The 24,613-nt window shown below is 63.5% G+C and carries 22 protein-coding genes; 12 read left to right on the top strand and 10 right to left on the bottom strand.

What is annotated here, in order from left to right; all coding sequences use genetic code 11:
* Positions 1-5 precede the first annotated feature (5 nt).
* From P0Y58_13640 to glnT, 4 genes are all read right to left on the bottom strand, one after another.
* Positions 6-1,331 carry an FMN-binding glutamate synthase family protein gene (locus P0Y58_13640; GenBank protein ID WEK33179.1) on the bottom strand — a complete coding sequence of 442 codons (1,326 nt, stop codon included), beginning with the start codon at positions 1,329-1,331 and terminating at the stop codon, positions 6-8.
* Between the two features lie 15 nt (positions 1,332-1,346).
* Positions 1,347-2,021, bottom strand: coding sequence for a protein glxC (locus P0Y58_13635; protein ID WEK33178.1), 675 nt, complete (start codon positions 2,019-2,021; stop codon positions 1,347-1,349).
* Between the two features lie 27 nt (positions 2,022-2,048).
* Positions 2,049-2,954: a glutamine amidotransferase family protein gene (locus P0Y58_13630; protein ID WEK33177.1), complete on the bottom strand. Its 906-nt coding sequence runs from the start codon at positions 2,952-2,954 to the stop codon at positions 2,049-2,051.
* A gap of 66 nt (positions 2,955-3,020) precedes the next feature.
* Positions 3,021-4,355, bottom strand: coding sequence for a type III glutamate--ammonia ligase (gene glnT / locus P0Y58_13625; protein ID WEK33176.1), 1,335 nt, complete (start codon positions 4,353-4,355; stop codon positions 3,021-3,023).
* Between the two features lie 345 nt (positions 4,356-4,700).
* Between glnT and P0Y58_13620 the strand changes: the two genes are divergently transcribed.
* The gene (locus tag P0Y58_13620; protein WEK33175.1) at positions 4,701-5,294 is read left to right on the top strand and encodes a helix-turn-helix domain-containing protein; all 594 of its coding nucleotides are present in this window, start codon (positions 4,701-4,703) and stop codon (positions 5,292-5,294) included.
* A 293-nt stretch (positions 5,295-5,587) separates the two neighbouring features.
* The gene (locus P0Y58_13615) at positions 5,588-6,517 is read left to right on the top strand and encodes a DMT family transporter (protein ID WEK33174.1); all 930 of its coding nucleotides are present in this window, start codon (positions 5,588-5,590) and stop codon (positions 6,515-6,517) included.
* 165 nt (positions 6,518-6,682) lie between these two features.
* Here the strand turns inward: P0Y58_13615 and P0Y58_13610 are convergent, their stop codons facing one another.
* Positions 6,683-7,561: a LysR family transcriptional regulator gene (locus P0Y58_13610; GenBank protein ID WEK33173.1), complete on the bottom strand. Its 879-nt coding sequence runs from the start codon at positions 7,559-7,561 to the stop codon at positions 6,683-6,685.
* A gap of 111 nt (positions 7,562-7,672) precedes the next feature.
* On the opposite strand from P0Y58_13610, the gene P0Y58_13605 reads away from it, so the two are divergent.
* Both P0Y58_13605 and ppnN read left to right on the top strand, forming a co-directional pair.
* The gene (locus tag P0Y58_13605) at positions 7,673-8,734 is read left to right on the top strand and encodes a YeiH family protein (GenBank protein WEK33172.1); all 1,062 of its coding nucleotides are present in this window, start codon (positions 7,673-7,675) and stop codon (positions 8,732-8,734) included.
* Positions 8,735-8,944: 210 nt separating this feature from the next.
* Positions 8,945-10,318: a nucleotide 5'-monophosphate nucleosidase PpnN gene (gene ppnN, locus P0Y58_13600; protein ID WEK33171.1), complete on the top strand. Its 1,374-nt coding sequence runs from the start codon at positions 8,945-8,947 to the stop codon at positions 10,316-10,318.
* A gap of 58 nt (positions 10,319-10,376) precedes the next feature.
* On the opposite strand, the gene P0Y58_13595 is transcribed toward ppnN, so the two are convergent.
* Together P0Y58_13595 and P0Y58_13590 are read right to left on the bottom strand one after the other, a co-directional pair.
* The gene (locus P0Y58_13595) at positions 10,377-11,522 is read right to left on the bottom strand and encodes a GGDEF domain-containing protein (GenBank protein ID WEK33170.1); all 1,146 of its coding nucleotides are present in this window, start codon (positions 11,520-11,522) and stop codon (positions 10,377-10,379) included.
* A gap of 197 nt (positions 11,523-11,719) precedes the next feature.
* Positions 11,720-12,643: a LysR substrate-binding domain-containing protein gene (locus P0Y58_13590; GenBank protein ID WEK33169.1), complete on the bottom strand. Its 924-nt coding sequence runs from the start codon at positions 12,641-12,643 to the stop codon at positions 11,720-11,722.
* Between the two features lie 102 nt (positions 12,644-12,745).
* Here P0Y58_13590 and P0Y58_13585 point away from each other — a divergent pair, with 102 nt between their 5' ends.
* A complete protein-coding gene (locus P0Y58_13585; GenBank protein WEK33168.1) occupies positions 12,746-13,711 on the top strand; it encodes a DMT family transporter in 966 nt (321 codons plus the stop codon).
* A gap of 19 nt (positions 13,712-13,730) precedes the next feature.
* Here P0Y58_13585 and pssA read toward each other — a convergent pair whose 3' ends face one another.
* The gene (pssA, locus tag P0Y58_13580; GenBank protein WEK33167.1) at positions 13,731-15,059 is read right to left on the bottom strand and encodes a CDP-diacylglycerol--serine O-phosphatidyltransferase; all 1,329 of its coding nucleotides are present in this window, start codon (positions 15,057-15,059) and stop codon (positions 13,731-13,733) included.
* A gap of 181 nt (positions 15,060-15,240) precedes the next feature.
* Between pssA and P0Y58_13575 the strand changes: the two genes are divergently transcribed.
* Positions 15,241-16,248 (top strand): GlxA family transcriptional regulator, encoded by a 1,008-nt coding sequence (locus P0Y58_13575; GenBank protein WEK33166.1) that lies wholly within the window; start codon positions 15,241-15,243, stop codon positions 16,246-16,248.
* A gap of 130 nt (positions 16,249-16,378) precedes the next feature.
* Here P0Y58_13575 and P0Y58_13570 read toward each other — a convergent pair whose 3' ends face one another.
* Together P0Y58_13570 and P0Y58_13565 are read right to left on the bottom strand one after the other, a co-directional pair.
* Positions 16,379-17,713 (bottom strand): MFS transporter, encoded by a 1,335-nt coding sequence (locus tag P0Y58_13570; GenBank protein ID WEK33165.1) that lies wholly within the window; start codon positions 17,711-17,713, stop codon positions 16,379-16,381.
* A gap of 180 nt (positions 17,714-17,893) precedes the next feature.
* The gene (locus P0Y58_13565; protein ID WEK33164.1) at positions 17,894-19,105 is read right to left on the bottom strand and encodes a M24 family metallopeptidase; all 1,212 of its coding nucleotides are present in this window, start codon (positions 19,103-19,105) and stop codon (positions 17,894-17,896) included.
* Between the two features lie 244 nt (positions 19,106-19,349).
* Here P0Y58_13565 and P0Y58_13560 point away from each other — a divergent pair, with 244 nt between their 5' ends.
* From P0Y58_13560 to P0Y58_13535, 6 genes are all read left to right on the top strand, one after another.
* Entirely contained in the window at positions 19,350-19,667 is a 318-nt protein-coding gene (locus P0Y58_13560) for a DUF2388 domain-containing protein (protein ID WEK33163.1), read from the top strand.
* Positions 19,668-19,843: 176 nt separating this feature from the next.
* The gene (gene glcD, locus P0Y58_13555) at positions 19,844-21,343 is read left to right on the top strand and encodes a glycolate oxidase subunit GlcD (protein WEK33162.1); all 1,500 of its coding nucleotides are present in this window, start codon (positions 19,844-19,846) and stop codon (positions 21,341-21,343) included.
* The gene (gene glcE, locus P0Y58_13550) at positions 21,343-22,395 is read left to right on the top strand and encodes a glycolate oxidase subunit GlcE (protein ID WEK33161.1); all 1,053 of its coding nucleotides are present in this window, start codon (positions 21,343-21,345) and stop codon (positions 22,393-22,395) included. The genes glcD and glcE overlap by 1 nt, the downstream gene beginning before the upstream one ends.
* 9 nt (positions 22,396-22,404) lie before the next feature.
* Positions 22,405-23,640, top strand: coding sequence for a glycolate oxidase subunit GlcF (glcF, locus tag P0Y58_13545; protein WEK33160.1), 1,236 nt, complete (start codon positions 22,405-22,407; stop codon positions 23,638-23,640).
* Entirely contained in the window at positions 23,633-24,031 is a 399-nt protein-coding gene (locus P0Y58_13540) for a heme-binding protein (GenBank protein ID WEK33159.1), read from the top strand. The genes glcF and P0Y58_13540 overlap by 8 nt, the downstream gene beginning before the upstream one ends.
* A 202-nt stretch (positions 24,032-24,233) precedes the next feature.
* Positions 24,234-24,572: a hypothetical protein gene (locus P0Y58_13535; GenBank protein ID WEK33158.1), complete on the top strand. Its 339-nt coding sequence runs from the start codon at positions 24,234-24,236 to the stop codon at positions 24,570-24,572.
* Positions 24,573-24,613: the final 41 nt, after the last annotated feature.

Genomic DNA, 24,613 nt, shown 5'->3' with positions numbered 1-24,613 from the left:
GTGGATCAGTACTGCGCCTGCCCCGGCACCCACGCGGTACCCGCCAACGGCACCCGCGCCATGGCCGCCGCTTCCACGGTCAACGCCACCAGGTCCTCAGGGTCAAGGTTGTGCAGGTGCGACTTGCCACACGCGCGCGCCATGGTCTGCGCCTCCAGCACCAGCACCCGCAGGTAGTTGGCCAACCGGCGCCCCGCCTCTTCCGGGTTCAGCCGCTTGGATAGCTCCGGGTCCTGGGTAGTGATGCCTGCCGGGTCACGGCCGTTCTGCCAGTCGTCATAGAAACCTGCCGCCGAGCCAATCTTCTTCAGCTCGCTGTCCAGTCGCGGGTGGTTGTCACCCAAGGCAATCAGCGCCGCCGTACCAATGGCCACTGCATCTGCGCCCAGGGCCATGGCCTTGGCCACGTCGGCACCGTTGCGGATACCGCCAGAGACGATCAGCTGCACCTTGCGGTGCATGCCCATTTCCTGCAGCGCCTGCACTGCCTGCGGGATGGCCGGCAGGATCGGGATGCCGACGTGCTCGATGAACACTTCCTGAGTCGCTGCGGTACCGCCCTGCATGCCGTCGAGCACGATCACATCAGCACCGGCCTTCACCGCCAGCTTGACGTCGTAGTACGGGCGGCTGGCGCCGATCTTCACGTAGATGGGTTTTTCCCAGTCGGTGATCTCGCGGATCTCGGCAATCTTGATCGCCAGGTCGTCCGGCCCTGTCCAGTCCGGGTGGCGGCAAGCACTGCGCTGGTCCACGCCAATGGGCAAGGTGCGCATGCCGGCCACCCGCTCGGTCACCTTCATGCCCAGCAGCATGCCGCCACCGCCCGGCTTGGCGCCCTGCCCGAGGACGATCTCGATAGCATCGGCTTTGCGCAGGTCGTCGGGGTTCATGCCGTAGCGCGATGGCAGGTACTGATACACCAGGTGCTGCGACTGGCCGCGCTCTTCCGGGGTCATGCCACCGTCGCCGGTGGTGGTGCTGGTACCGGCGATGGTCGCACCACGGCCCAGCGCTTCCTTGGCGTTGGCCGACAGCGCGCCAAAGCTCATGCCGGCGATGGTCACCGGGATTTTCAGGTGGATCGGCTTTTTCGCAAAGCGGTTGCCAAGCACCACGTCGGTGCCGCACTTCTCGCGGTAGCCTTCCAGGGGGTAGCGCGACACGCTGGCGCCCAGCAGTAACAGGTCGTCAAAGTGCGGCACACGGCGCTTGGTGCCGCCACCGCGAATGTCGTAGATGCCGGTTTCGGCAGCACGCTGGATTTCCTGGATGGTCAGGCGATCGAAGGTGGCCGACTCACGCAGTACCGGGGGGAATTGCTCGCTCATGGGAATGCTCCTGGATCAGTACGCGCTGGCGTTGTCGACTTTGAAGTTGTACAGCTGGCGGGCCGAGCCGTAGCGTTTGAAATCGGCGGCCTTGTGGTCCAGGCCGGCCTTGTTCAGCAGTTCCTGCAGCTCTTGCAGGTGTTCGGCGCGCATTTCTTTCTCGATGCAGTCCGAGCCCAGCGACTGCACCGAGCCCTTGACGTAGATGCGCACCTCATACAGCGAGTCGCCCAGCGCATCGCCGGCGTCGCCACACACCACCAGCCGCCCGGCCTGGCCCATGAAGCAGCTCATGTGGCCGATGCTGCCGCCCACAACAATGTCCACGCCTTTCATGGAAATACCGCAACGGGCACCGGCATCGCCCTCGATCACCAGCAGCCCGCCATGGGCGGTGGCACCAGCGGCCTGGGAGGCACTGCCCTTGACCCGCACCGAGCCGGACATCATGTTCTCGGCCACACCCACACCCACGTTGCCGTGTACGGTGACGCTGGCCTGTTGGTTCATGCCGGCGCAGTAGTAGCCGGCATGGCCTTCGATATCCACGGCCACGGCGGCGTTGATACCCACAGCCAGGTTGTGCTTCCCGCCAGGGTGGGTCACTTGCCATTCGAGGTCCTGCACCTCGCCGTGCAGGGACTGGTTGAGCACACGCACCGAAGTGCTGGAAAGGTCGATCGTCTTCATAAGGTTCTCCAGGGGTTCGGTGGCAGGTCAGGCGCTTTCGCGCTCCCAGACGTAAAGCGTGGCCGGGGCCGGTTCCCAGACCTTGGCGTTTTCGATGCCCGGCAGACCGGCCAGCGCCTGGTATTCCGAGGCCATGGCCACGTAGTCTTCGGTCTCGGCCAGCACGGCCGGCTTGCAGGCAATCGGGTCACGGATCACCGCAAAACCGTTGCGGGTGCCGATGGCAAAAGTGAAGAAACCGTCCAGGTCTTCCAGCGCGCCATCCAGGGCCTGGGCCAGGCTGTCGCCCTGCTGCAGGCGCCAGGTCAGGTAGCCGGCGGCCACTTCGGTGTCGTTGTCGGTCTCGAAGCTGATGCCTTCGCGCTTGAGTTCCTGGCGCAGGCGGAAGTGGTTGGACAGCGAGCCGTTGTGCACCAGGCACAGGTCGGCGCCGGTGGAGAACGGGTGGCTGCCTTCCATGGTCACTGCGCTTTCGGTGGCCATGCGGGTGTGGCCGATGATGTGGCTGCCCTTCATGCCGGCCAGGCCGAAGCGGCTGGAAATCTCCGCGGGCAAGCCCATGCCCTTGAGGATTTCGATGCTCTGCCCGGCGCTCATGATGCGTACACCGGGGGCCAGCTCGGCCAACGCCGCGCGGGCAGAGGCTTCATCCGTGTGCACCTTGAGCACGGCGGCGCTGGCGTTCTGGAACCAGTCCAGTGAGCAGCCCAGGCAGCCTTCCAGCTGGCCCATCAGGGTGGCCCAGGGGTAGCTGATGTCAGTGGCCTGCAGGGTCAGCTTGACCCAGCCATCGGCCACTTCGTCGCCATAGATGGCGAAGCCGGCGCTGTCCGGGCCACGGTCGGTCATGGCCTGGAGCATGGGTTCGAAGAGCTTGCCAAGCTGTGCTTCCAGCTCGGGCTTTTTCAGGTACAGACCTACGATTCCACACATGGTGATGCTCCTTACTAGGCAGTGGGCGAGCGCTTTCGTATTGGCCGCCCAGGGGATTGGCGGCGGTCAGAAGAATTCGGTGTAACGCTGGATTTCCCAGTCGGAAACGTGGCGGCAGTACTCCACCCACTCCATGCGCTTGAGCTTGATGAACTCGTCGACGATCTCGGCGCCCAGCACCTCGCGGAACAACGGGTCGGCTTCGAGCGCGTCGGCGGCCTCTTTCAGCGATTGCGGCAGGGTCTTGATGCCGCGTGCGGCAATTTCTTCAAGGCTCAGGTTGTAGAGGTTTTCATTGCACATCTCGCCCGGTTCCAGCTGGCGGTCGATGCCATCGAGGCCCGCGGCGATGATCGCGGCGGTGACCAGGTACGGGTTGCACCCGGCGTCCGGCAGGCGGAACTCCAGGCGACCATAAGGAATGCGCACCATCGCCGAACGGTTGTTGGCCCCCCAGGCGACGAAGGCCGGGGCCCACGTAGAACCGGACAACGAACGGCCCACCACCAGGCGCTTGTAGGAGTTGACCGTGGGTGCCGCAAAGGCGCACAACGCCGGGCCGTGGGCCATCAACCCTGCGGCAAAGTGATAGGCCAGTTTCGACAGGCCCATCCCGCTGCTGTCGGACGGGTCGTGGAACAGGTTCTTGTGGGTGCTGCTGGCCAGCGACAGGTGAAAGTGCATGCCGTTACCCGCGCGCTTGGGGTCGGGCTTTGGCATGAACGAGCAGATCATGCCCAGGTCGTTGGCGATCTCGCCGGCGGCCATGCGGAAGAAGGTGAAGCGGTCGGCCGATTCCATGGCGTCGCTGTAGGTGTAATTGATCTCGAACTGGCCGTTGGCGTCTTCATGATCGATCTGGTAGATGTCGAAGCCCACCGGCTGCAGCGCTTCAGTCAGCTTTTCAAGGAACAGGCGCGAACGTGACAGCCCCTTGTAGTCGTAGCAGGGCTTGTCGAGGTTGTCGGAGGCGTCCACCAGTTGCAGCTTGCCGCCTTGGTCGCGGCGGAACAGGCTGAATTCGGGCTCAAGGCCGGTGTTCAGGGTCCAGCCCTTGTCGGCCAGGCGCTGCACCTGCTGCTGCAACACATGGCGGGTGTCGTAGGGCCAAGGCTGGCCATTCACATGGCCCACGCACACCACCCGGCCATAACCTGGCTGCCACGGCACCGGGATCAAGGTGGACAGATCGCCGCGAGCCATGAAGTCCGGGCCGTGCGGTTCCATGCCCATGCCGCAGATGGCGAACCCGGCAAAACCGGCACCCTCCTCGGCTACCATCTTCAGGCCCGATACCGGCACCGATTTGGTCTTCGCCGAACCATGGATATCGACGAACTGCGCCAGCACGTATTTGATGCCGTGTTGGTCGAGGGTGCGCTGGGTTTCTGCTGGCAACATGGGTTGGACACTCCTGGGCAAGGGGCAATGATTCCGCTAAGGAAACTTACTTTCCTGACAGGAATGCAATGTGCTTGCCAACTGTGTCCAGGGTGCTGCTTTGAGTTGCCTATGCTGGCCTCTTCGCGGGCTCGCCCGCTCCCACAGAGTCGCCGCAAAGCCCTGTGGGAGCAGGCGTGCCCGCGAAGAGGCCAGTAAGGCTGCACAAAAACCCAGGCAGGTTTTTAGGCTGTATTTATGGGAAACTAGTTTTCACCTGAGGAAAGAAGCGGCCAGCGCAGCGGCCATTCGCACTTTCCCAGTGCGAAATCTTTATTCTTGAACTGAAACCGTGCAGGACATTCGATGTCGACCCAAACCGAACCGCGCCTTCGCCTGGAGCAGTACCTGGGCCTGCAGATCAAGCGCCAGCGCCAGGCCCAGTCCCTCAAGCTCGCCGATGTGGCGCGCATTGCCGGCATCAGCCAGGGCATGCTGAGCAAGATCGAGAACGCCCAGGTGTCCACCAGCCTCGACACTCTCAGCCGCCTGTGCGACGTACTGGGCATGCCGATGGCCAAGCTGTTCAGCCAATATGACCAGCCCGACGGCAATGCGCTGCTGGTAAAGGCTGGCGAAGGGCTGGAAGTGGTGCGCCGCGGCACCGAAAAGGGCCACACCTACCACTTGCTCAATCACGCCAGGGGGCCGAAGAAGAATTTCGAGGCCTATATGGTGAGCATGGACGACGCCAGCGAAGAGTTCCCGACCTTTGCCCACCCTGGTACCGAGTTCCTCCATTTGCTGGAGGGCGAGCTGGTGTACCGCCATGGCAACCAGCTCTACCACATGCACGCTGGCGACAGCCTGACCTTCGACGGCGAAACCCCGCACGGCCCGGAGCAGCTGGTACAGGTGCCCATACGCCTGCTGTCGATCATGAACTACGGCGACGAGTGACGCGGCGCTGCAAGGCAACAGCTGATGTCGCGATCAGACAAACACACGTCGCCCGCGATCGGCTGACATAACTGTATACAAAGATAATACACCCATCGACCAGCCCCGCGCCGTGGGCTGGCCGACGTGGTACCCGCGAGTAAAACAGCCTCGCTTCACAATTCCAACGCTGTGGCGCCTTTTTGCACCGGGCAGTTCGTCCGGGCTCATAACGATAAAACTCCCAGTATTAAAGACCCGCGTCGCGCAGCCGGGAGTGTATGCGCGCGCCACATTGTGAAGACTTGACTGCCATGATCGCGACTTCAATCCCCGTAGCCGGTGCTGCCACCGGCTACCGTAACGCCCTGTGCGTTGCTCATATTGCCGCTGTGCTGTTCGGCCTGACCGGTATCCTCGGTCACCTGATCGAGGCCGACGCCAGCATCATCACCTTCGGCCGCGCCACATTCGCCTTCATTGCCCTGGGCTTTGTCGCCGGGCTCAAGGGTACACGCCTGCTCGATGCGCTGACCCTGCGCAACCTGCCGATACTCGGCCTGACCGGCGCCCTTCTGGCCACGCACTGGGTAACCTTCTTCATCGCTGTCAAAGTCGGTGGTGTGGCCGTGGCTACGCTGGGCTTCGCCAGCTTCCCGGCATTCATTGCCATGATTGAACGGGGCGTGTTTGGCCAGCGCATTGGTGCCGTGCAAGGCTTGCTGTTGCTGATGGTCACGGCGGGCCTGGTACTGGTGGTGCCGACCTTCGACCTGCTCGACAAAGGCACCATCGGCCTGCTCTGGGGCCTGGGCTCGGGCCTGGCATTCGCCCTGCTGACCGTGGCCAACCGCCGCAATGTCTCAAGCATGAACGCCATGCAAGTGGCCTTCTGGCAGAACGTGGTGGTGGCTGCGCTGGTGGCACCATTCGCCTTCACCCACCTAGGCAGCACCAGCCTGGCGGGCAGTGACTGGGTCAACCTGGCGCTGCTGGGGGTGTTCTGCACCGGGCTGTCGCAGTTCCTCTTCGTCAAGAGTCTGGAAGGCCTGGAAGCGCGCACAGCCGGCATGATCATCGCGCTGGAGCCGGTGTATGCAATCATCGGGGCCTGGTGGCTGTTTGGTGATCAGCCGAGCCTGCTCATGGCTGCGGGTGCTGCGTTGATTGTGCTGGCAACCCTTCTGGCGGCGGCACGCAAGGCACCGGCCGAGCAAGGCGATAAAAGCCGCTGCGCGCATTGATCATGCTGATAGCCTGCGCCCCGCATAGCAGCGGCGGGACCGTCCGCGCGACCCTTCGGGGCGCACGGCCGCACCCACATTGGTGAACTGCCCGTAATGCTCTTGAAGACTGTACTGTGCGTGTGTGCGGGTTCACCCGCGAATGGGCCAGTACCGTCACCCTGCCTAATGCAGGTCTATACACAATTCAAGAAATCTCGCCGCCGCTCTCGACGGCGTGGCCGCATGCGGCATCAATATTGAGAACCGCCTGACCAACGCCTGGGGGACAACCTGCAACCGGTGCAATGCCCCATCCTCATGACGGATCGACATTGCCGACACAAAGCCAACCCCCATTCCCGCACGCACCGCCTCCTTCACCCCTTCCACCCCGGCAATTTCCAGGGCTACGCGCATCGCCACACCATCGCGGGCAAACGCCCGCTCGACGATCTGCCGTACACCCGAACCGCTCTCGCGCAACACCAACGGGTAGGCGCCCAGCGACGCCAGGGTTTGCTGATCTGCGCCAGCCAGCGGATGGCCACTGGGCACGATGGCAACGATCTCGTCCTCGCGCCAGGCGGTCACTTGCGTCCCCAACGGCAGTTCCTGCCCGGGCGGTCCTTCGATCAGGGCGATGTCGACACTGTCCAGCGCAGCGACGATCTCCGCCGTGTTGCCGTGGGACGTAGTCACCAGCACGTCCGGGTGGCTGGCGTGGAAATCGGCGATCAGGTACGGCAGCAGGTAACTGGCGGGCGTGGTACTGGCACCGATCCGCAAGGTACCGCGCTCCAACCCCCGCATGGCCTCACGCAGTGCCTGGGCCTGGCGGAAGGTTTCGCGCAGGCGCTCGGCATGGGCCAGCAGTTGCTCGCCGGCTGCGGTCAACCGCACGCCACGGCCGGCACGCTGGTAAAGCGGCTCGCCAAAGGCCTCCTGCAGCAGCTTGAGCTGGCCGGACACGGCCGGTTGCGACAAATGCAGGGACTGGGCCGCATGGCTGATGTTGCCGTGCTCGGCAACAGTGGCAAACGTTATCAGCTGTTCTGGGGTCATGATTTAAAAATATCAGCTAAACGGATATTTGCCATTTCAAATTACGATTTTTTATAAGCTTATAACCAGATTAACGTAGGCCTTGTCGAAACACCTTTCCGGAGGACTCACATGGCCACGGTTCCGTCCAACCACGCTATTACGCCTACCCTCTCTACCCGAGGGCGGCTCAATGGCATCCTGTTCGTCGCGCTGTTCGCACTGGCGGTCACTCAGCTGGCCGCCCTGCCCGCCATCGCCAACCTGGGCATCAGCCCGTTGATCGTCGGCATCGTTGCTGGCGCGCTGTACGGCAACGCCTTGCGCGATGGTGTACCGGCCAGCTGGGCTGCCGGCATCAACTTTTCCGCCCGCGGCCTGCTGCGCATTGCCGTGGCCTTCTTTGGCCTGCGCGTCAGCCTGCAGGAAATTGCCGAAGTCGGCTGGTCGGGGCTGATCGTGTCGTTGCTGGTGGTTTCAAGCACGCTGCTGATCGGCCTGTGGTGCGGCATGAAGTTGCTCAAGCTGGACCGCGATACCGCCCTGCTGACCGCCGCTGGCAGCGCCATCTGCGGCGCCGCCGCCGTGCTGGCCTTCGAGTCGGCATTGCGCAGTGCCCCGCACAAAAGCGCCATGGCAGTCGGCAGCGTGGTGCTGTTCGGCACCTTGTCGATGTTCCTGTACCCGCTGGCCATCAACGCCGGCTGGCTGCACCTGGACACCCTGGGGGCGGGGCTGTTCCTGGGCGGTACCCTTCACGAAGTCGCCCAGGTGGTGGGCGCAGCAAGTAACGTCAGCCCTGAAGCCACCCATATCGCCACCATCGTCAAGATGACCCGGGTAATGCTGCTGGTGCCGGTACTGCTGGTGGTAGGCCTGTGGATCAGCCGCTCGCGCAAAACCGGCCTGGCGCAGGGCAACGGGCGCATTGCGATGCCCTGGTTCGCCTTCGGGTTCCTTGCACTGGTCCTGGTGAATTCACTGCAGGTACTGCCGGGTAGCGTGACCCAGGCGGTGAACAGCCTCGACACCTTTGCCCTGACCATGGCCATGACGGCGCTGGGGATGGAAACGCGCTTCAGCCAGATTCGCCAGGCCGGCCCACGGGCGCTGGCTACCGGGGCAATTCTGAACCTGTGGCTGGTTGGGGGTGGTTTGGCGATTACCCTGGGTGTGCAGAAGCTGTTGGGCTGACGTGAGAGCGGGTTGGCTTTTTCGCGGGCTTGCCCGCTCCCACAGGTACAGCGCAGGTCTGACAGGCAGCGCATGACCTGTGGGAGCGGGTTCACCCGCGAAGAAGCCAACCCGGTCTCAAGGTTTTTCCTCGCCCCCCTCGTTGCCGCCCACATTTCTCGGTATGGTGTTGTCAAAGAAGGATGTTTTACCCGCACAGGAAAGACTTAGATGCCTCAACGCAATGTCATCAATGCATCCGTCAGCCCCAAAGGCAGCCTGGAAACGCTGTCACAACGTGAAGTGCAGCAACTGAGTGAAGTCGGTACCGGTAGCCTTTACACCCTGTTCCGCCAGTGCGCCCTGGCCATCCTCAACACCGGCGCCCATGTCGACAATGCCAAGACGATTCTCGAGGCCTATAAAGACTTCGAGGTCAAAATCCACCAACAGGACCGCGGTGTGCGCCTGGAGCTGCTAAATGCCCCGGCCGACGCTTTCGTCGATGGCGAAATGATCGCCAGCACCCGTGAAATGCTGTTCAGCGCCCTGCGCGACATCGTCTACACCGAAAGCGAGCTGGCCAGCCAGCGCATCGACCTGGAAAGCTCTCAGGGCATCACCGACTACGTCTTCCACCTGCTGCGCAACGCCCGCACCCTGCGCCCGGGTGTAGAGCCGAAGATGGTGGTGTGCTGGGGTGGCCACTCGATCAGCACCGAAGAATACCAGTACACCAAGAAGGTCGGCCACGAGCTGGGCCTGCGCAAGCTGGACGTGTGCACCGGCTGCGGCCCGGGCGTGATGAAGGGGCCGATGAAAGGCGCCACCATCGCCCACGCCAAGCAGCGCATGCATGGCAGCCGCTACCTGGGCCTGACCGAGCCGGGCATCATTGCCGCCGAGGCGCCCAACCCGATCGTCAACGAACTGGTGATCCTGCCGGACATCGAGAAGCGTCTGGAAGCCTTCGTGCGTGTCGGTCACGGCATCATCATCTTCCCGGGCGGTGCCGGCACGGCCGAGGAGTTCCTGTACCTGCTGGGCATCCTCATGCACCCGGACAACCACGACGTGCCGTTCCCGGTGGTGCTTACCGGCCCGCGCAGCGCCGAGCCTTACCTGCAACAGTTGCATGCCTTCGTCGGCGCCACCCTGGGCGAGGCGGCGCACCGCTTGTACGAAATCATCATTGATGACCCGGCGGAAGTCGCCCGGCACATGGTCGAAGGGCTCAAGGCGGTCAAGCAGTTCCGCCGCGAGCGCAACGACGCCTTCCACTTCAACTGGCTGCTGAAGATCGAGGAAAGCTTCCAGCGCCCGTTCGACCCCACCCACCAGGCCATGGCCGAGCTGGACCTGCGCCGCGAACTGCCACCCCATGAACTGGCGGCCAACCTGCGCCGGGCGTTTTCCGGTGTGGTTGCGGGGAACGTGAAGGACAAGGGCATTCGCCTGATCGAAGAACACGGGCCGTACCAGATCCGTGGCGACAGTGTCATTCTGGACCCACTCGGCCGGCTGCTGCAGGCCTTCGTCGATCAGCACCGCATGAAACTGCCCGGCGGCGCAGCGTATGTACCTTGCTACCAGGTCGTGACCTGACCCTCCTGCTTAATCAGTAATCTTCAGGCCATTGGGGCTGCAAAGCAGCCCCATGAGTCTACTGGTTAAGGTCTACCACCGGCCGCTCGACAAACCGGATACTGTCGCGCCCACTGCGCTTGGACTGGTACAAGGCCACATCCCCCTGCTCGATCAACGCCGCCAGGCTCGCCGGCGGGTGTTCGAACAGGTTGACGCCGATGCTCAAGGTGACGGCCTGGGGCGTAGGCACGGTCTTGGCGGCATACTGCTGAAACTGCTCGCGCAACAGCCCGCCCAGCTCAATCACCCGCTCGCTACTCGCCCCACTCAACAAGATGACGAATTCATCGCCGCCCAGCCGCGCGGCCAGCGCGCGCTCGGGCAGCACTGTGCGAATCATCTCGCTCAGGGCAATCAGCAACCGATCCCCGGCAATATGCCCGTGCAAGTCGTTGACGAGCTTGAAGTTGTCGATGTCGATCAACAGCAACGCACCGGGCTGTGCCGGGCTGACATCCTTGAAGAAGTACTCCGCCCGTACCTCCAGCGCACGCCGGTTGTAAAGCGCGGTCAACGGGTCGCGGGCTGCCAGCCGAGCAATCCGCTCCTCGCGCCGATAGCGCACGGTACCGGTCATCGACAAGGCAATCAGCATGATCGCCATCGCCCCCTCAACCAAAGAAACCTGAATGATCATCCCGCCAAAGGTGGCGAGGTCGATCAAGGTACCCGGTGCAATCGCAATGATCGCCTTGACCACATAGAACAGCCCATGAATCAGCAATACGTAACGCAGCTGCACGGCGCCGACGCTCAACGACTTGCCGTGGGGACGCAACAGGAAGCTGGCCTTGAGCGTCAACGCCGCTATCAGCAACGAGTTGACCATCAGCATTACTTTCGACCACTGTGGCCCCACAGGCAGCAACAGCAAGGTGAACCAGACAAGCACAATCATCAGCCAGGCCCGCGACAGGCGGTCCTGGGTAAAACGCAACACGCCCATCAGGAAAAACGCGTGCGCTACTACCAACAATCCGTTGGCAAACCAGATGCCGATGAACAGCAAACCGATCCCGCGCAGCAAGGCCAGGATGCAACCGACAGTGATGGTGGCGAAACCCGCGCTCCAGAACAGCAACGAGGGCTCGCGGACACTGCGCCATTCAATCGCCAAATACAGGGCAGCCGCTGCTGCCAGGGCGACCGAAATGGTCAGCATCGTGGGTGGGTCTAGCGCCATATACGCTTTGGCCTATCTGGTTAACGAGGAAAAGGCGCGATTGTATGCGCTTGTGATGACTTTTCAGAGAGGCCTTGGTCAGGAGCCTGTAAATCATGGCTCGACGTCAAGGCTGCCCCTCAAGCTAGATATCATATTGATATCACCGTCTGCTGGGTAGCTGAGCTGACGATCAGTCACCCTTCATGGCGATCACCCGCAGCAGGGGCAGTCAACTGCCGCCCCGACAAAAAGCTCACCAGCTGCCGCCCGTGTGAGCTCAGGCGCTCCCAGTCACGGAAACACAGGCGCAGTTCAAGGGTGGCCCAGCTTTGCGCCAGGGCCACCCGGCGCACCGGCAATTCCTGCTCGGCGCGTACGGCGGCGGTTTCAGGCAGCATGGCCACGCCCGCACGCTGTGCCACCAGTTGCGCGATGGCCTCGAAGCTGGGGGCCCGCACACGTACCTTCAGCGGCATGGCCAGGTTCATCGCCAGTTCCTCGACAAAGCGCTGCATCGGCCGCCCAGCCGGAAGGCAGATGAACGCGTAGCCCAAGGCATCGACCAGACGCAGTTGCTCGCGCCCGGCCAGGGGATGGTCGGTGGGCACCAGCATCACCAGCCGCTCGGTGCGAAACGGCAGCGATACCACACCCCCGCTGGGCAGGATGCCGTCGTACACACCAATCTCGCACTCGTTGGCCAGCACCACCCGCAGCACGTCCACGCTCTTGTGCTCCATCAGTTGCAGGTCGACTTCCGGGTAATCTGCCAGAAACGGCCCCAGTATTGCTGGCAACAATGTGCTGTTGGCCACCGTCGAAGCCGCCAGACGCAAGGTGATGCGCTGCTCACCAGCCATTTGCTGCAAGGTCTCTTGCAGTTTTTGCGCTTCGCCGAGCACATTGCGCGCCCCCTCCAGCATCAGGCGCCCGGAAGGCGTCAGTTGCATGCCATCGGCCTTGCGGGTGAACAACACCAGGCCACAGCGCTCTTCGAGCAGACGCAGACGAGTACTGGCAGCCGATACGGCCACCGGAAAGGTCGTAGCGGCCTTGCTCAGGCTACCGGTGGCGGCAATAGCCATCAGCAAGCGCAGGTCAGTCAGATCGAATCGCATGCCTTTCTCCAAAACAGAAGACCCTATTCGATAAAAAGCGATTCTAGCGCAACGGCCTTCTGTTCAGAATAAGCCCTGCCTTTCTTCTGCCGCAGGTACTCCATGAACGCATTACGCAGCCTGATTCAACGCCAGATGCAGAGCGGCGCCTTGTACGCCGTACTGGCCGCCCTTGGCTTCAGCTTCAAGGCCATTTTCGTCAAGCTCGCCTACGCTGCCGGGCCGGTGGACGCCATCAGCCTTTTGGCCATGCGCATGGGGCTGGCGCTGCCGTTGTTCGCCTGGTTGGTATGGGCCAGCCGTAGCCAGGGCAGCGCCCCTCTCAATCTGGGCGACGGTTTGCGTGTGGCCTTGCTTGGGCTGCTCGGCTATTACCTGGCCAGCCTGTTCGATTTCTATGGCTTGCAGTACATCAGTGCCGGGCTCGAACGGCTGATTCTGTTCACCTACCCGACACTGGTGCTGGTGTTCCAGGCCATCGCCCTGCGTGAACGGCCAAGCCTGCGCACCTTGTCGGCCATGGGCCTGTGCTACCTGGGTCTGGGCATCGCCTTTGTGCATGACATCAGTGTCGCAGGGGTAGGCCAGCAGGTGGTGCTGGGCTCGCTGTGGGTGTTTGCCAGTGCCGTGACCTACGCACTTTACTACGCCGGTACCGGGATGATGCTCAAACGCATGGGCTCGATGCGCCTGGCCGGGTTGTGCGGCACCGCGTCCTCGCTGATGGTGTTGGCGCATTACCTGCTGGTAGCCCCCGTCGGGCAGTTGTGGCAATTGCCCGGCGCAGTGTGGGCCAATGCCGGGTTGATGGCGGTGTTTTCCACGGTGCTGCCGATTTACTGGGTGGCGCTGGCGATCCAGCGGCTGGGGCCTACCCATACGGCGGCGGTGGGCAACCTGGGGCCGGTGCTGACGGTGTTGGCGTCATGGGCACTTTTGAGTGAAGAGATTTCCCTGTACCAGGTGGTCGGGCTGACAGTGGTGCTGTTTGCCGTGTCGCGGCTCAAACCGCGAAGCAAGAAGGAGGTGGAGGTAGCTACGTTGAGCGGCCCGGCGCGATCCCTGTAGGGGCGCGCCAGGCAAACCATCAGAGCACCCGCTTGATCAAAGGCTCCAACCGGCTAAAGCGCAACCGCCGCAGCAACTTGCGTACTTCCTTGGGGTGCTCGGCCTTCACCCCCAGCGCCTCTGCCGAGCCAATTTTTGGCGCATGTCGGCGTAGAGCGGTCAGCTCCGCTTCCCGTGGTGCCAGCCATTGCCCTTGCGGGTCATCGATCAGCAGGCCGTTTTCCAGGTCCAGGTTGAACCCGCGCGGGTTCAGGTTGTTGCCGGTCAGCAGCGAATAGCGTTGGTCGACCCACACGCCCTTGGCGTGGAAGGTATGCCCGGGATCGTTCCAGATGCGCACCTGCAACTGGCCGCTGGCAATCTCGGCATGGCGGCGCCGGGCGAAGGTACGCAGGTTATCTTCGTACAGATAAGGCAAGGCACCACTGGCACTGAACGGCTCACCGGGGGCGATATAAAAGTCGTTGGCCGTGCGATCACCGACAATCAGCTCAACTTGCACGCCCCGCGCCAGCGCATGGTCAAGCTCGCGCATCACCACCCGCGGCGGGTTGAAGTACGGCGTGCTGATGATGAGTTGCGTGCGCGCCGCCGCCAACAAGGCGCACATCGCCCGGTTCAACGGGTTACCACGGCCTACGCCCAACAGCGGGATCACCCGCAGCCCCTGCCCTGCCACGCTGGCTGGCGCCTCGTAAGCCATGCGCCGCAACCGCGCGCGCAAGCGCCGGATGTCGCCGCGCAGGCTACGGGTGGCGGGTGGCGCAGGCAAGTCCAGGCGCGGTGTGGCGGTGTGGTGCAGCAGGCGCTGTACCAGGTCGACCATGGCGTCTGCCAGCCCCGGCGACTGGAACAGGTGGTAGCGGTCCAGGCGATAGCGGTCGAAGCGGTGCAGGTAGACGTTGTTCAGGCTGGCGCCGGTGTAGATCACGCAGTCGTCGATGATGCTGCCCTTCAGGTGCAACACGCCGAACAGCTCGCGGGTCTGTACCGGCACCCCGTGAATGACGATATCCAGCCCGCGCAACTGGCGTTGGGCCTGGTACCACGCGGCGTTACCCGGCTGACGCCCGCCCCCCAACAGACCACGGCGGGCACGGAACCAGTCGACCACGATGGTGATTTCCAGGCCTGGCCGCTCGGCCTTGGCCTGGTACAAGGCATCGAGCACTTCCTGGCCGGCCTCGTCTTCCTGCAGGTACAGCGCGACGATGACGATGCGCCGGGCCGCAGCGCGGATGCGTTCGAGCAAGCAGGCGCGGTAGGCCTTGGCATCGGGCAGCACCTGGATCGACTCGGGCGACAGGGCGTAGCCTGGCAATGCCGCCAGCATGGATTCGGGGTTCACGAACGATCACCTTCTGTGTGCAATCACTGTCGGCCCTGCCAGCCGGCGGAGCCATTCCTGGCCGCTGCGCCCTGGGTGTAAGATCGACCCGGCAACGACCCATAAAAACAAGAACCACGCGAGGCTGTATTTTCTCACTGCCCCTGACGAACTATGCCTCAGCTTGCACAGGAACAGCGCAATGGTCCACCCCGCTTCTGCAAACCTATCGCCGTCTATTGTAAAGAGTTGTTCCGTAAAGACCTTCGGCTTTCTGATATTGCCCAATTTCACCACCATCGGCCTGGCATCCGCGGTGGAGACACTGCGCATGGCCAACCTGGCGGCGCGCAAGCCACTGTTTCGCAGCGTGCTGATTGCCGCGGACGATGCCCCCGTGGTTGCCAGCAACGGGATGCGCGTACTGCCCGACTACAGCATCGCCAACGCCCCCGGGCTGGACGCGCTGCTGGTGGTTGGCGCCAACCCGATCGACCGTGGCCGTAGTAGCCGCCCGCTGATCGACTGGTTGCGCAAGCTGGCCCGCCAGCACCTGCCATTGGGCGGTATCTGCACCGGCAGCTACCTGCTGGCCAAGGCCGAACTGCTCAAAGGCTACCGCTGCACCATCCACTGGGAAGACCTGCCGACATTGCAGGCGCACTTCCCTGGCATTGTCATTTCCAGCCAGCTGTTCGAACTGGACCGCGACCGTTATACCTGCTCGGGCGGTGTGGCAGCCATGGACATGATGCTGCAACTGGTGGCCCGCGAACCCGGCGGCCAGGACATCGCGGCGAAGGCGGCCGAGCTGTTGCTCTGTGACCGGGTGCGGGGCGAACGCGAGCGCCAGCGGGTACCGCTGCGCACCCTGCTTGGCAGCGCCCAACCCAAGCTGAGCCAGGTGGTGGCGATCATGGAGGCCAACCTGGAAGAACCCCTGGGGCTGGAAGAGCTGGCAAGCCTCAATGAAGTGACTGTGCGTCAGCTGGAGCGGTTGTTCCACAAATACTTGCAGCGCACACCCAGCCAGTACTATCTGGAGCTGCGGCTGTCGCGGGCGCGGGAGTTGCTGCTGCGCAGTGATGTGCAGGTGCGCGAGGTGGCGCTGGCCTGCGGGTTCAGCTCGCCGGCGCATTTTTCCAAGAGTTACAGCCGGTTCTTCGGTTTATCGCCACTGGGGGAGCGGCGGCAGGCTTCTTTGCACTGACTCATGGCTTGCACCGGCCTTACCGGCCTCTTCGCGGGCTCGCCCGCTCCCACAGTAATTGCGCCAATCCTGAAGGCAGCGCAAATCCTGTGGGAGCGGGCGAGCCCGCGAAGAGGCCGGTACAGGCTGATCAGTCTTCCAGAGCCGAGTGCGCAGTTTCCCTACACATCAGCATGGCCACCAGCGCCACCAGTGCTGCCGCCAGCAAATACCCTGCCGGTGCCAGCTTGCTGCCGGTCACCTGGATCAACCAGGTGGCAATGAAGGGTGCGGTCCCGCCAAACAGCGCATTGGCCACATTGAAGCTCAGGGCAAACCCACTGAATCGCACCCGGGTCGGGAATATCTCGGCCAGCAGGCAGGGCAAGGTCCCGTCGTTCATGGCCAGTATCGCCCCGAAGCAAATCTGGATCGCCAGGATGACCAGCAGCGGCTGCCCGTCCAGCAGGCGAAACAACGGCACGGTCAGCCCCAGGAACAACAGCGACGCCACCACCAGCATGGTCTTGCGGCCGAACCGGTCGGACAGCCGCCCCATCAGGAAGATCAAGCCAATGTAGGTCGCCAGCGATACCGTAGAAGCAATGAATGAATCCCGCTCGCTCATGCCCATCTCGGTGGACAGGTAGGTCGGCATATAGCTGAGCAGCAGGTAGAACGCCACCGCGTTCAGGCAGGTAACGCCAATGCCGATGGCCAGGCTGCGGCGGTGCTGGCCCATCAGTTCGCGCAGCGGCATCGGGGCCATGCCGGCCTTGTGTTCCAGGCGCTGTTCCATTTCCAGAAACTTGGGCGTGTCCTGCAGGCTCATGCGGATATAGCGCCCCACCAGGCCGAACGGTGCCGCCAGCAGGAAGGGCAGGCGCCAGCCCCATTCATGCAGGGCTTCGCTGCTGAGCAGCTCATGCAGCACCGCCACGAACGCCGCACCGAACAGCAGCCCAGCCGCCGTGCTGGCCGGCACGATGCTGGTGTACAGGCCACGCCGGCCAGGCGGCGCGTATTCGGCAAGAAACGCCGCAGCACCGGCGTACTCACCCGAGGCAGAAAAGCCCTGCACCAGACGAATCAGCAACAGCAGGGCCGGCGCCCACAGGCCGATTTGCGCATAACCCGGCAGCAGGCCGATGCAGAAGGTGGACACCGACATGATCAGGATCGACCACGACAGTGCGTTGCGCCGGCCATGACGGTCGCCAAAGTGCCCCCAGACGATGCCGCCCAGCGGGCGCACCAGGAAGGACAGGGCAAACACGGCGAAGGTTGCCAGCAGGCCGGTGGACTTGTCAGTTTGCGGGAAAAAGGTGGCGGCGATGATCGTGGCCAGATAGCCGTAGGCGGCGTAGTCGAACCACTCGACAAAGTTGCCCATGAAACTGGCCCGGGCGGCCTTGCGCAAGGCCTGGCGTTCGGCGCTGGGCGCGGTGCCGTCGAGGGTGGGTGCATTCAGGGTGGTGCTGGACATGACGGGTACCCTCTGGTTCTTTTAATTGGAGGCAGGGTCTGCTGGTCATACGGTGATATTTTTGTTGTCCGGGCTGGCCTCTTCGCGGGCTCGCCCGCTCCCACAGGTACTTCACAGCATTCTGAACCTGTGGTGCACCTGTGGGAGCGGGCAAGCCCGCGAAGAGGCCAGCGCCGGTCTTTATTTGCGAATGATGTTGTGCTCCGGTCCAAACGGGAACCTGGTGATGTTCTCGGCACCGCTGTCGTTGACGATCAGGATGTCATGCTCGCGATACCCGCCCGCCCCCGGTCGCCCTTCGGGCAGCATGATCATCGGCTCGATCGAAACCACCATGCCAGGCTCCAGCACCGTGTCGATGTCTTCGCGCAACTCCAGCCCCGCCTCGCGGCCGTAGTAGTGGCTCAAGGTGCCGAACGAATGGCCATAACCGAAGGTGCGGTACTGCAGCAGGTCGTGGCGCAGGAAGATTTCGTTCAATTCGCGGGCGATATCGCTGCAGCGCATACCTGGGCGTACCAGTTTCAACCCCGCCTCGTGCACCTCGACGTTGGCCTGCCACAGACGCAGGTATTCGTCCGGGCAGTGGTCGAGGAACAGTGTGCGCTCCAGCGCGGTGTAATAGCCCGCGATCATCGGGAAGCAGTTGAGGCTCAGGATTTCACCCTTGCCGACACGGCGGCTGGTGACCGGGTTGTGTGCGCCATCGGTGTTGAGCCCGGACTGGAACCAGGTCCAGGTGTCCATCAGCTCTGCATCCGGGAAGCGCCTGGCGATTTCGCGGACCATCGCCTGGGTGGCATGCAGCGCCACCTCATACTCCGGCACCTGTTCGCGCAGCGCTTCTACCACCGCCGCACCGCCGATATCCGCCACCTGCGCACCATGGCGGATCAGCGCCTGCTCCTCGGCCGACTTGATCATGCGCATGCGCATGCACGGCGCGCCTATGTCCAGCAACTCGGCTTTGGGGTAGCAGGCGGCCAGCTTGGCATGGTTCTGCAGGTTGAGGTGGTCGTGCTCGACGCCGATACGCGAGGCCAGCGGCAGCGCTTGCTGAATGGCAACAAAGTAGTTGTCGCGTTGCCAGTCGGTGTAGACGATGTTGTCAGTACCGACCGTACGCCGCCAAGGCTGCCCGCCATCGATGTTGGCACTGATAGAGACAACCTTGTCCTGAGTGATCACCAGCGCATAGGGCCGGCCAAACGAGCAGTACAGGAAATCGCTGTAGTAGTTGACGTTGTGGTAAGAAGTGAAAATCGCCGCCTCGATGTCCTGTTCGGCCATGTAGGCCCGCAGCCGGGCGTGGCGGGCCGCATATTCCTGTGCCGAGAAGGTCGGCTGCACCTTGTCGCCATTGCGGATTTTCAGGGTCTTGGGCATTTGCATGGTCGGGGTTCCTTGTCGTTGTAAGCACGCTGTTCAGGCTGGCTGCCTGAGAACCATTGCAACAGAACCGCCGAAAACGCTTTTGTATCTATCCGACCTCGAATTGGCGTTATCACCACTGGCATTAGGGCCGCCCAGCCCCCCTGCAATCTCCAGGCAAACGAGGGAACTACTACCACCCCCGCGCTTTCTTAAGCACTGAGTGGTTTATTTCCCTGTGCTTCACGCTACCGGAGAACACGATATGCGCCACCTACTCCTCGCCCCTGCGCTGCTGCTCCTGCTGCCTGCTGGTGCTGCCCTGGCCCGCGTCGATGCGGGCGACGTCGCCACCTCGGCCGGTGTTTCCGCTTCGCTGTATTCGACCTTCAAGGACGACAAACGGATCATTCCGGCCCGTGACGAGCTTTCTGCCTTCGTTGCCAGCGGCGGTGCAATCCGTGGCGCCTATGTGGAGTCGGCGCTTGAACAGGCCCGCAAGGACCACCCAGGGCTGCAGGCCAATGATGAAGAACTGGCCAAGGCCATCCTGTCGCAGGATGACCGCATAGCCGATCATTGATGTAAGCCTGTACCGGCCCTTTCGCGGCGACATGAGCCTCGAAAGGGCTGGCACAATGCTTGTTTTCCTGCTGGTAGAACCAGTGCTTAACTTACTCGAGCCCAGGTGCTGGCACGCGTAACCTGAAACGGTTACCGCTTTGCCAACAACAACAAGAACCGTTGCCGAGTGAGCCGATGAATATCCTGTACGACGAACGCGTCGATGGCGCGCTGCCGGCTGTCGACCAGGCAGACCTGCTACAGGCACTGCGCAGTGCCCTGCCGGACCTCGAAATCCTGCACCGCGAAGAAGACCTCAAACCCTATGAATGCGATGGCCTGTCGGCCTATCGCACGGTGCCGCTGCTGGTGGTGCTGCCCGAGCGCCTGGAGCAGGTGCAGACGTTGCTCAAGCTTTGCCACCAGCGCGGCGTACCCGTGGTTGCGCGTGGCGCCGGTACCGGCCTGTCGGGCGGCGCCCTGCCACTGGCCAAGGGCATCCTGCTGGTGATGGCACGCTTCAACCGCATCCTTGAGGTCAACCCGCAGGGTCGCTTCGCCCGTGTGCAACCCGGCGTACGCAACCTGGCCATCTCCCAGGCCGCCGCCCCCCATGGCATGTACTACGCACCAGACCCTTCCTCGCAAATCGCCTGCTCCATCGGTGGTAACGTTGCCGAGAACGCGGGGGGCGTGCACTGCCTCAAGTACGGCCTGACCGTGCACAACCTGCTCAAGGTGGACATTCTCACGGTCGAAGGTGAACACCTGACGCTGGGCAGCGATGCTCTGGACACCCCCGGTTTCGACCTGCTTGCACTGTTCACCGGTTCCGAAGGCATGCTCGGTATCGTCACCGAAGTCACCGTGAAACTGCTGCCAAAGCCCCAGGTGGCGCGGGTGCTACTGGCCAGTTTCGACAGCGTCGAGGACGCCGGCCGGGCGGTGGCCGAAATCATTGCCGCCGGCATTATTCCAGGCGGCCTGGAGATGATGGACAACCTGGCGATCCGCGCCGCCGAAGACTTCATTCATGCCGGCTACCCTGTGGACGCAGCCGCCATTTTGTTGTGCGAACTGGATGGCGTAGAAGCCGATGTGCACGACGACTGCGAACGGGTGGCCGCCGTGCTGACACAAGCCGGAGCCCGCGAGGTGCGCCTGGCCTGCGACGAGGCCGAGCGCGTGCGTTTCTGGGCCGGGCGCAAGAACGCCTTCCCGGCGGTGGGGCGGCTATCACCAGACTACTACTGCATGGACGGCACCATCCCGCGCCGCGAACTGCCGCGGGTGCTCAGGGGCATCAGTGACCTGTCCAGCGAATACGGCCTGCGCGTGGCCAACGTGTTCCACGCAGGCGACGGCAACATGCACCCGCTGATCCTGTTCGATGCCAACCTGCCCGGCGAGCTGGAGCGCGCCGAAGCCATCGGCGGCAAGATCCTTGAACTGTGCGTGGCGGTGGGCGGCAGCATTACCGGTGAACACGGCGTGGGCCGCGAAAAAATCAACCAGATGTGCGCACAATTCAACAGTGACGAAATCACCCTGTTTCACGCGGTAAAGGCTGCCTTCGACCCGCAGGGCCTGCTCAACCCCGGCAAGAATATACCTACCCTGCACCGCTGCGCCGAATTCGGCGCCCTGCACGTGCACCATGGGCAACTGCCCTTCCCCGAACTGGAGCGCTTCTGATGAGCATGGACCGCGACTTCAGCCAGGCCCTGCTGGAGCAGGTCAACCAGGCCCTGAACCAGGGCACGCCATTGCGTATCCTGGGCAGCAACAGCAAGGCCATGCTCGGCAGCCCGGTGGCCGGTGAGGTACTCGACACCCGCAGCCACCGAGGCATCGTCAGCTACGACCCGACCGAACTGGTGCTCACCGCCCGTGCAGGCACACCGCTGCGCGACATCGAAGCAGCCCTGCACGAAGCCGGCCAGATGCTGGCCTGCGAACCCCCGCACCTGGGCCCCGAGGCCACCTTGGGCGGCATGGTCGCGGCGGGGCTGTCCGGTCCCCGACGGCCGTGGGCCGGCTCGGTACGTGACTACGTACTTGGCACACGGGTGATTACCGGCCACGGCAAGCTGCTGCGCTTTGGCGGCGAAGTGATGAAGAACGTCGCCGGTTACGATGTATCACGGCTGATGGCGGGCAGCTTCGGTTGCCTGGGGCTGTTGACTGAAGTGTCCTTGAAAGTGCTGCCTCGGCCGCGCGAATGCCTGAGCCTGCGCCTGCCGATGGGCGCCCACCGGGCACTGGCCGAGCTGGCCGAATGGGGCCAGCAGCCACTGCCGATCAGCGCGGCCTGCCACGACGGCAACGCGCTGTACCTGCGCCTGGAGGGCGGTGAAGGCTCGGTGCAGTCGGCCCGCCAGCGCCTGGGCGGCGAACCCCTCGACAGCAGCTTCTGGGGCGACCTGCGCGAACAGCGCCTGGCGTTCTTCAATGACCCTGCCCCGCTCTGGCGTTTGTCGCTGCCCAACGCCACCGGCGAGCTGCACCTGCCCGGCCAGCAACTGATCGACTGGGGGGGTGCCCAGCGCTGGCTTAAGTCCAGTGCGCCGGCGCAGGCGATTCGCGACCAGGTCGCCCAGGTGAGCGGCCACGCCACCTGCTACGCACCCGGTGCCGCCAGCAGCCCGCCGCTGCCCGCTGGACTGATGCGTTACCACCGCGCCCTCAAGCAACAGCTCGACCCCCAGGGGGTGTTCAACCCTGGCCGCCTGTACCCGGACCTGTGAGGCCAGACCATGCAAACCAACCTGAGCGAAGCAGCCCGCCACCTGGCCCGTGCCGACGAGGCCGAAAGCATCCTGCGCTCCTGCGTGCACTGTGGTTTTTGCACCGCCACCTGCCCCACCTACCAGCTGCTGGGCGATGAACTGGACGGCCCGCGCGGGCGCATTTACCTGATCAAGCAGATGCTCGAAGGCGAGCCGGTCACCGCCAGCACCCAACTGCACCTGGACCGCTGCCTGAGCTGCCGCAACTGCGAAACCACCTGCCCATCCGGGGTCAAGTACCACGACCTGCTGGACATCGGCCGCGCGGTGGTCGAACAGCAGGTGCCACGCCCGCTTGGTCAGCGTCTGCTGCGCCAGGGCCTACGCGCGGTTGTGCCACGCCCTGCACTGTTCAAGGCCCTGACCCGCAGCGGCCAGGCCCTGCGAGCGCTGCTGCCAGCCACGCTCAAGGGCAAACTACCGTCGCGCATCACGCCACCCGGCGAGCGCCCCGCACCACGCCACGCACGCCGGGTGCTGATGCTTGAGGGCTGCGTGCAGCCGGCCCTGTCACCCAACACCAACGCCGCTGCCACACGCCTGCTCGACCGCTTGGGGATCAGTGTGCAACCGATCCGTCAGGCCGGTTGCTGTGGCGCGGTGGACTACCACCTCAATGCCCAGGCACAAGGCCTGCAGCGTGCGCGGCGCAATATCGACGCCTGGTGGCCGGCCATCGAAGCGGGTGCCGAGGCCATCGTGCAAACCGCCAGCGGCTGCGGCGCGTTCGTGCGCGATTACGCTCACCTGCTGGAGCACGACCCCCACTACGCAGGCAAAGCTGCAACCGTCAGCGCGCTGTCCCGCGATCTGGTAGAAGTATTGCGAGATGAGCCGGTCGAGCAACTGGGCCTGTGCGCCGAACAACGCCTGGCCTTCCATTGCCCCTGTACACTGCAACACGCGCTGAAACTGGGAGGCGCGGTAGAGTCGCTGCTGACGCGCCTGGGCTTTACCCTGACCTCGGTGCCGGACAGCCACCTGTGTTGCGGCTCGGCTGGCACTTATTCGCTGACCCAGCCTGAACTGTCGCGGCAACTGCGTGACAACCGCCTCAACGCACTGGAAAGCGGAAAACCGCAAGTCATCGCCACCGCCAACATCGGCTGCCAGGTCCACCTCGACGGGGCCGGACGCACGCCGGTGCGGCACTGGATCGAAATCGTCGAAGCAGCCTTGAACCCGGAGACCCCCCATGCATAGCAAGTTCGTGATCGGCCAGGCCGAAGTCGCCCGCGTACTGACCGCCGCCCGCCAGGAGGCCCTGGCCCGGCAATGGACCGTGACCATCGCCGTGGTCGATGACGGCGGCCATCCACTGGCTCTGGAGCGTATGGATGGCTGTGCACCGGCCAGTGCCTACATTGCCGTGGAGAAAGCCCGGACCTCGGCGCTGGGGCGCAAGGAAACACGGGATTACGAAGAAATGGTCAATGGTGGCCGCACCGCGTTCGTCACCGCACCGCTACTGACCAGCCTGGAAGGTGGCGTGCCCCTGCGGGTGGATGGCCAGGTGGTAGGTGCCATCGGTGTGTCCGGGGTCAAGTCTGAACAGGACGCCCAGGTGGCCAAGGCCGGGGCGGCTGCCCTGTAAATCCTGTCCCGGCCTCTTCGCGGGCAATGCCCCTCCTGCACCGATGGGTGCAGACCTGTGCCACCTGCCAGTCAGGGTGGCATTTCGGCGGCTTCAGAAATTTCCCACAACACCCTCGGAAGCGTCCTACTTGCTGCCTCTGCGCACAGAAAACAAGATCGGAACCGGACAATGCAAGGTCGCGATCCCGAGGAGGCTCCGTATGCAGTTGTACGCCCGCTCCATTGCCGAACTGCGCAGCAGCCTGCGCGAAATGCTGAGCCATGACATCAGCAACCCCGAGGAAGACCCCCACCTGTCGGGGGTGATGTTCTTCTGCGCCACCGACGAGCAATCCCGGCAACTGATCGAGCGTATCGAGTTGCTGGCCAGCGAGGTGTTCTTCGATCCGAACGGGCGGGCCATCACGGAACACCTGAAAGCTGCCGCGGTGGATGGCGTGCGTATCAAGCGCAACCGCAAGGCGCCAGCGGACGAGACGGTGATACGCATCGCAGTGGCGGACAAGGGCTACATCACCGTAAGCACTGCGCGGTTCTGAGCTTTTCGGGCTGCTTTGCAGCCCCATGCCCTTACCTGGCC

Source organism: Candidatus Pseudomonas phytovorans (assembly GCA_029202525.1).
In the GTDB taxonomy this organism is placed as follows: Bacteria; Pseudomonadota; Gammaproteobacteria; order Pseudomonadales; family Pseudomonadaceae; genus Aquipseudomonas; species Aquipseudomonas phytovorans.
Note: the sequence above shows the minus strand (reverse complement) of the source record. Positions and strands in the feature narration are given on the sequence as shown.

Excerpts from the sequence above, each read along its gene's own strand:
- P0Y58_13640 (WEK33179.1), bottom strand. The coding sequence starts at position 1,331 with ATGAGCGAGCAATTCCCCCCGGTACTGCGTGAGTCGGCCACCTTCGAT.
- P0Y58_13635 (WEK33178.1), bottom strand. The coding sequence starts at position 2,021 with ATGAAGACGATCGACCTTTCCAGCACTTCGGTGCGTGTGCTCAACCAG.
- P0Y58_13630 (WEK33177.1), bottom strand. The coding sequence starts at position 2,954 with ATGTGTGGAATCGTAGGTCTGTACCTGAAAAAGCCCGAGCTGGAAGCA.
- glnT (WEK33176.1), bottom strand. The coding sequence starts at position 4,355 with ATGTTGCCAGCAGAAACCCAGCGCACCCTCGACCAACACGGCATCAAA.
- P0Y58_13620 (WEK33175.1), top strand. The coding sequence starts at position 4,701 with ATGTCGACCCAAACCGAACCGCGCCTTCGCCTGGAGCAGTACCTGGGC.
- P0Y58_13615 (WEK33174.1), top strand. The coding sequence starts at position 5,588 with ATGATCGCGACTTCAATCCCCGTAGCCGGTGCTGCCACCGGCTACCGT.
- P0Y58_13610 (WEK33173.1), bottom strand. The coding sequence starts at position 7,561 with ATGACCCCAGAACAGCTGATAACGTTTGCCACTGTTGCCGAGCACGGC.
- P0Y58_13605 (WEK33172.1), top strand. The coding sequence starts at position 7,673 with ATGGCCACGGTTCCGTCCAACCACGCTATTACGCCTACCCTCTCTACC.
- ppnN (WEK33171.1), top strand. The coding sequence starts at position 8,945 with ATGCCTCAACGCAATGTCATCAATGCATCCGTCAGCCCCAAAGGCAGC.
- P0Y58_13595 (WEK33170.1), bottom strand. The coding sequence starts at position 11,522 with ATGCTGACCATTTCGGTCGCCCTGGCAGCAGCGGCTGCCCTGTATTTG.
- P0Y58_13590 (WEK33169.1), bottom strand. The coding sequence starts at position 12,643 with ATGCGATTCGATCTGACTGACCTGCGCTTGCTGATGGCTATTGCCGCC.
- P0Y58_13585 (WEK33168.1), top strand. The coding sequence starts at position 12,746 with ATGAACGCATTACGCAGCCTGATTCAACGCCAGATGCAGAGCGGCGCC.
- P0Y58_13575 (WEK33166.1), top strand. The coding sequence starts at position 15,241 with ATGGTCCACCCCGCTTCTGCAAACCTATCGCCGTCTATTGTAAAGAGT.
- P0Y58_13570 (WEK33165.1), bottom strand. The coding sequence starts at position 17,713 with ATGTCCAGCACCACCCTGAATGCACCCACCCTCGACGGCACCGCGCCC.
- P0Y58_13565 (WEK33164.1), bottom strand. The coding sequence starts at position 19,105 with ATGCAAATGCCCAAGACCCTGAAAATCCGCAATGGCGACAAGGTGCAG.
- P0Y58_13560 (WEK33163.1), top strand. The coding sequence starts at position 19,350 with ATGCGCCACCTACTCCTCGCCCCTGCGCTGCTGCTCCTGCTGCCTGCT.
- glcD (WEK33162.1), top strand. The coding sequence starts at position 19,844 with ATGAATATCCTGTACGACGAACGCGTCGATGGCGCGCTGCCGGCTGTC.
- glcE (WEK33161.1), top strand. The coding sequence starts at position 21,343 with ATGAGCATGGACCGCGACTTCAGCCAGGCCCTGCTGGAGCAGGTCAAC.
- glcF (WEK33160.1), top strand. The coding sequence starts at position 22,405 with ATGCAAACCAACCTGAGCGAAGCAGCCCGCCACCTGGCCCGTGCCGAC.
- P0Y58_13540 (WEK33159.1), top strand. The coding sequence starts at position 23,633 with ATGCATAGCAAGTTCGTGATCGGCCAGGCCGAAGTCGCCCGCGTACTG.
- P0Y58_13535 (WEK33158.1), top strand. The coding sequence starts at position 24,234 with ATGCAGTTGTACGCCCGCTCCATTGCCGAACTGCGCAGCAGCCTGCGC.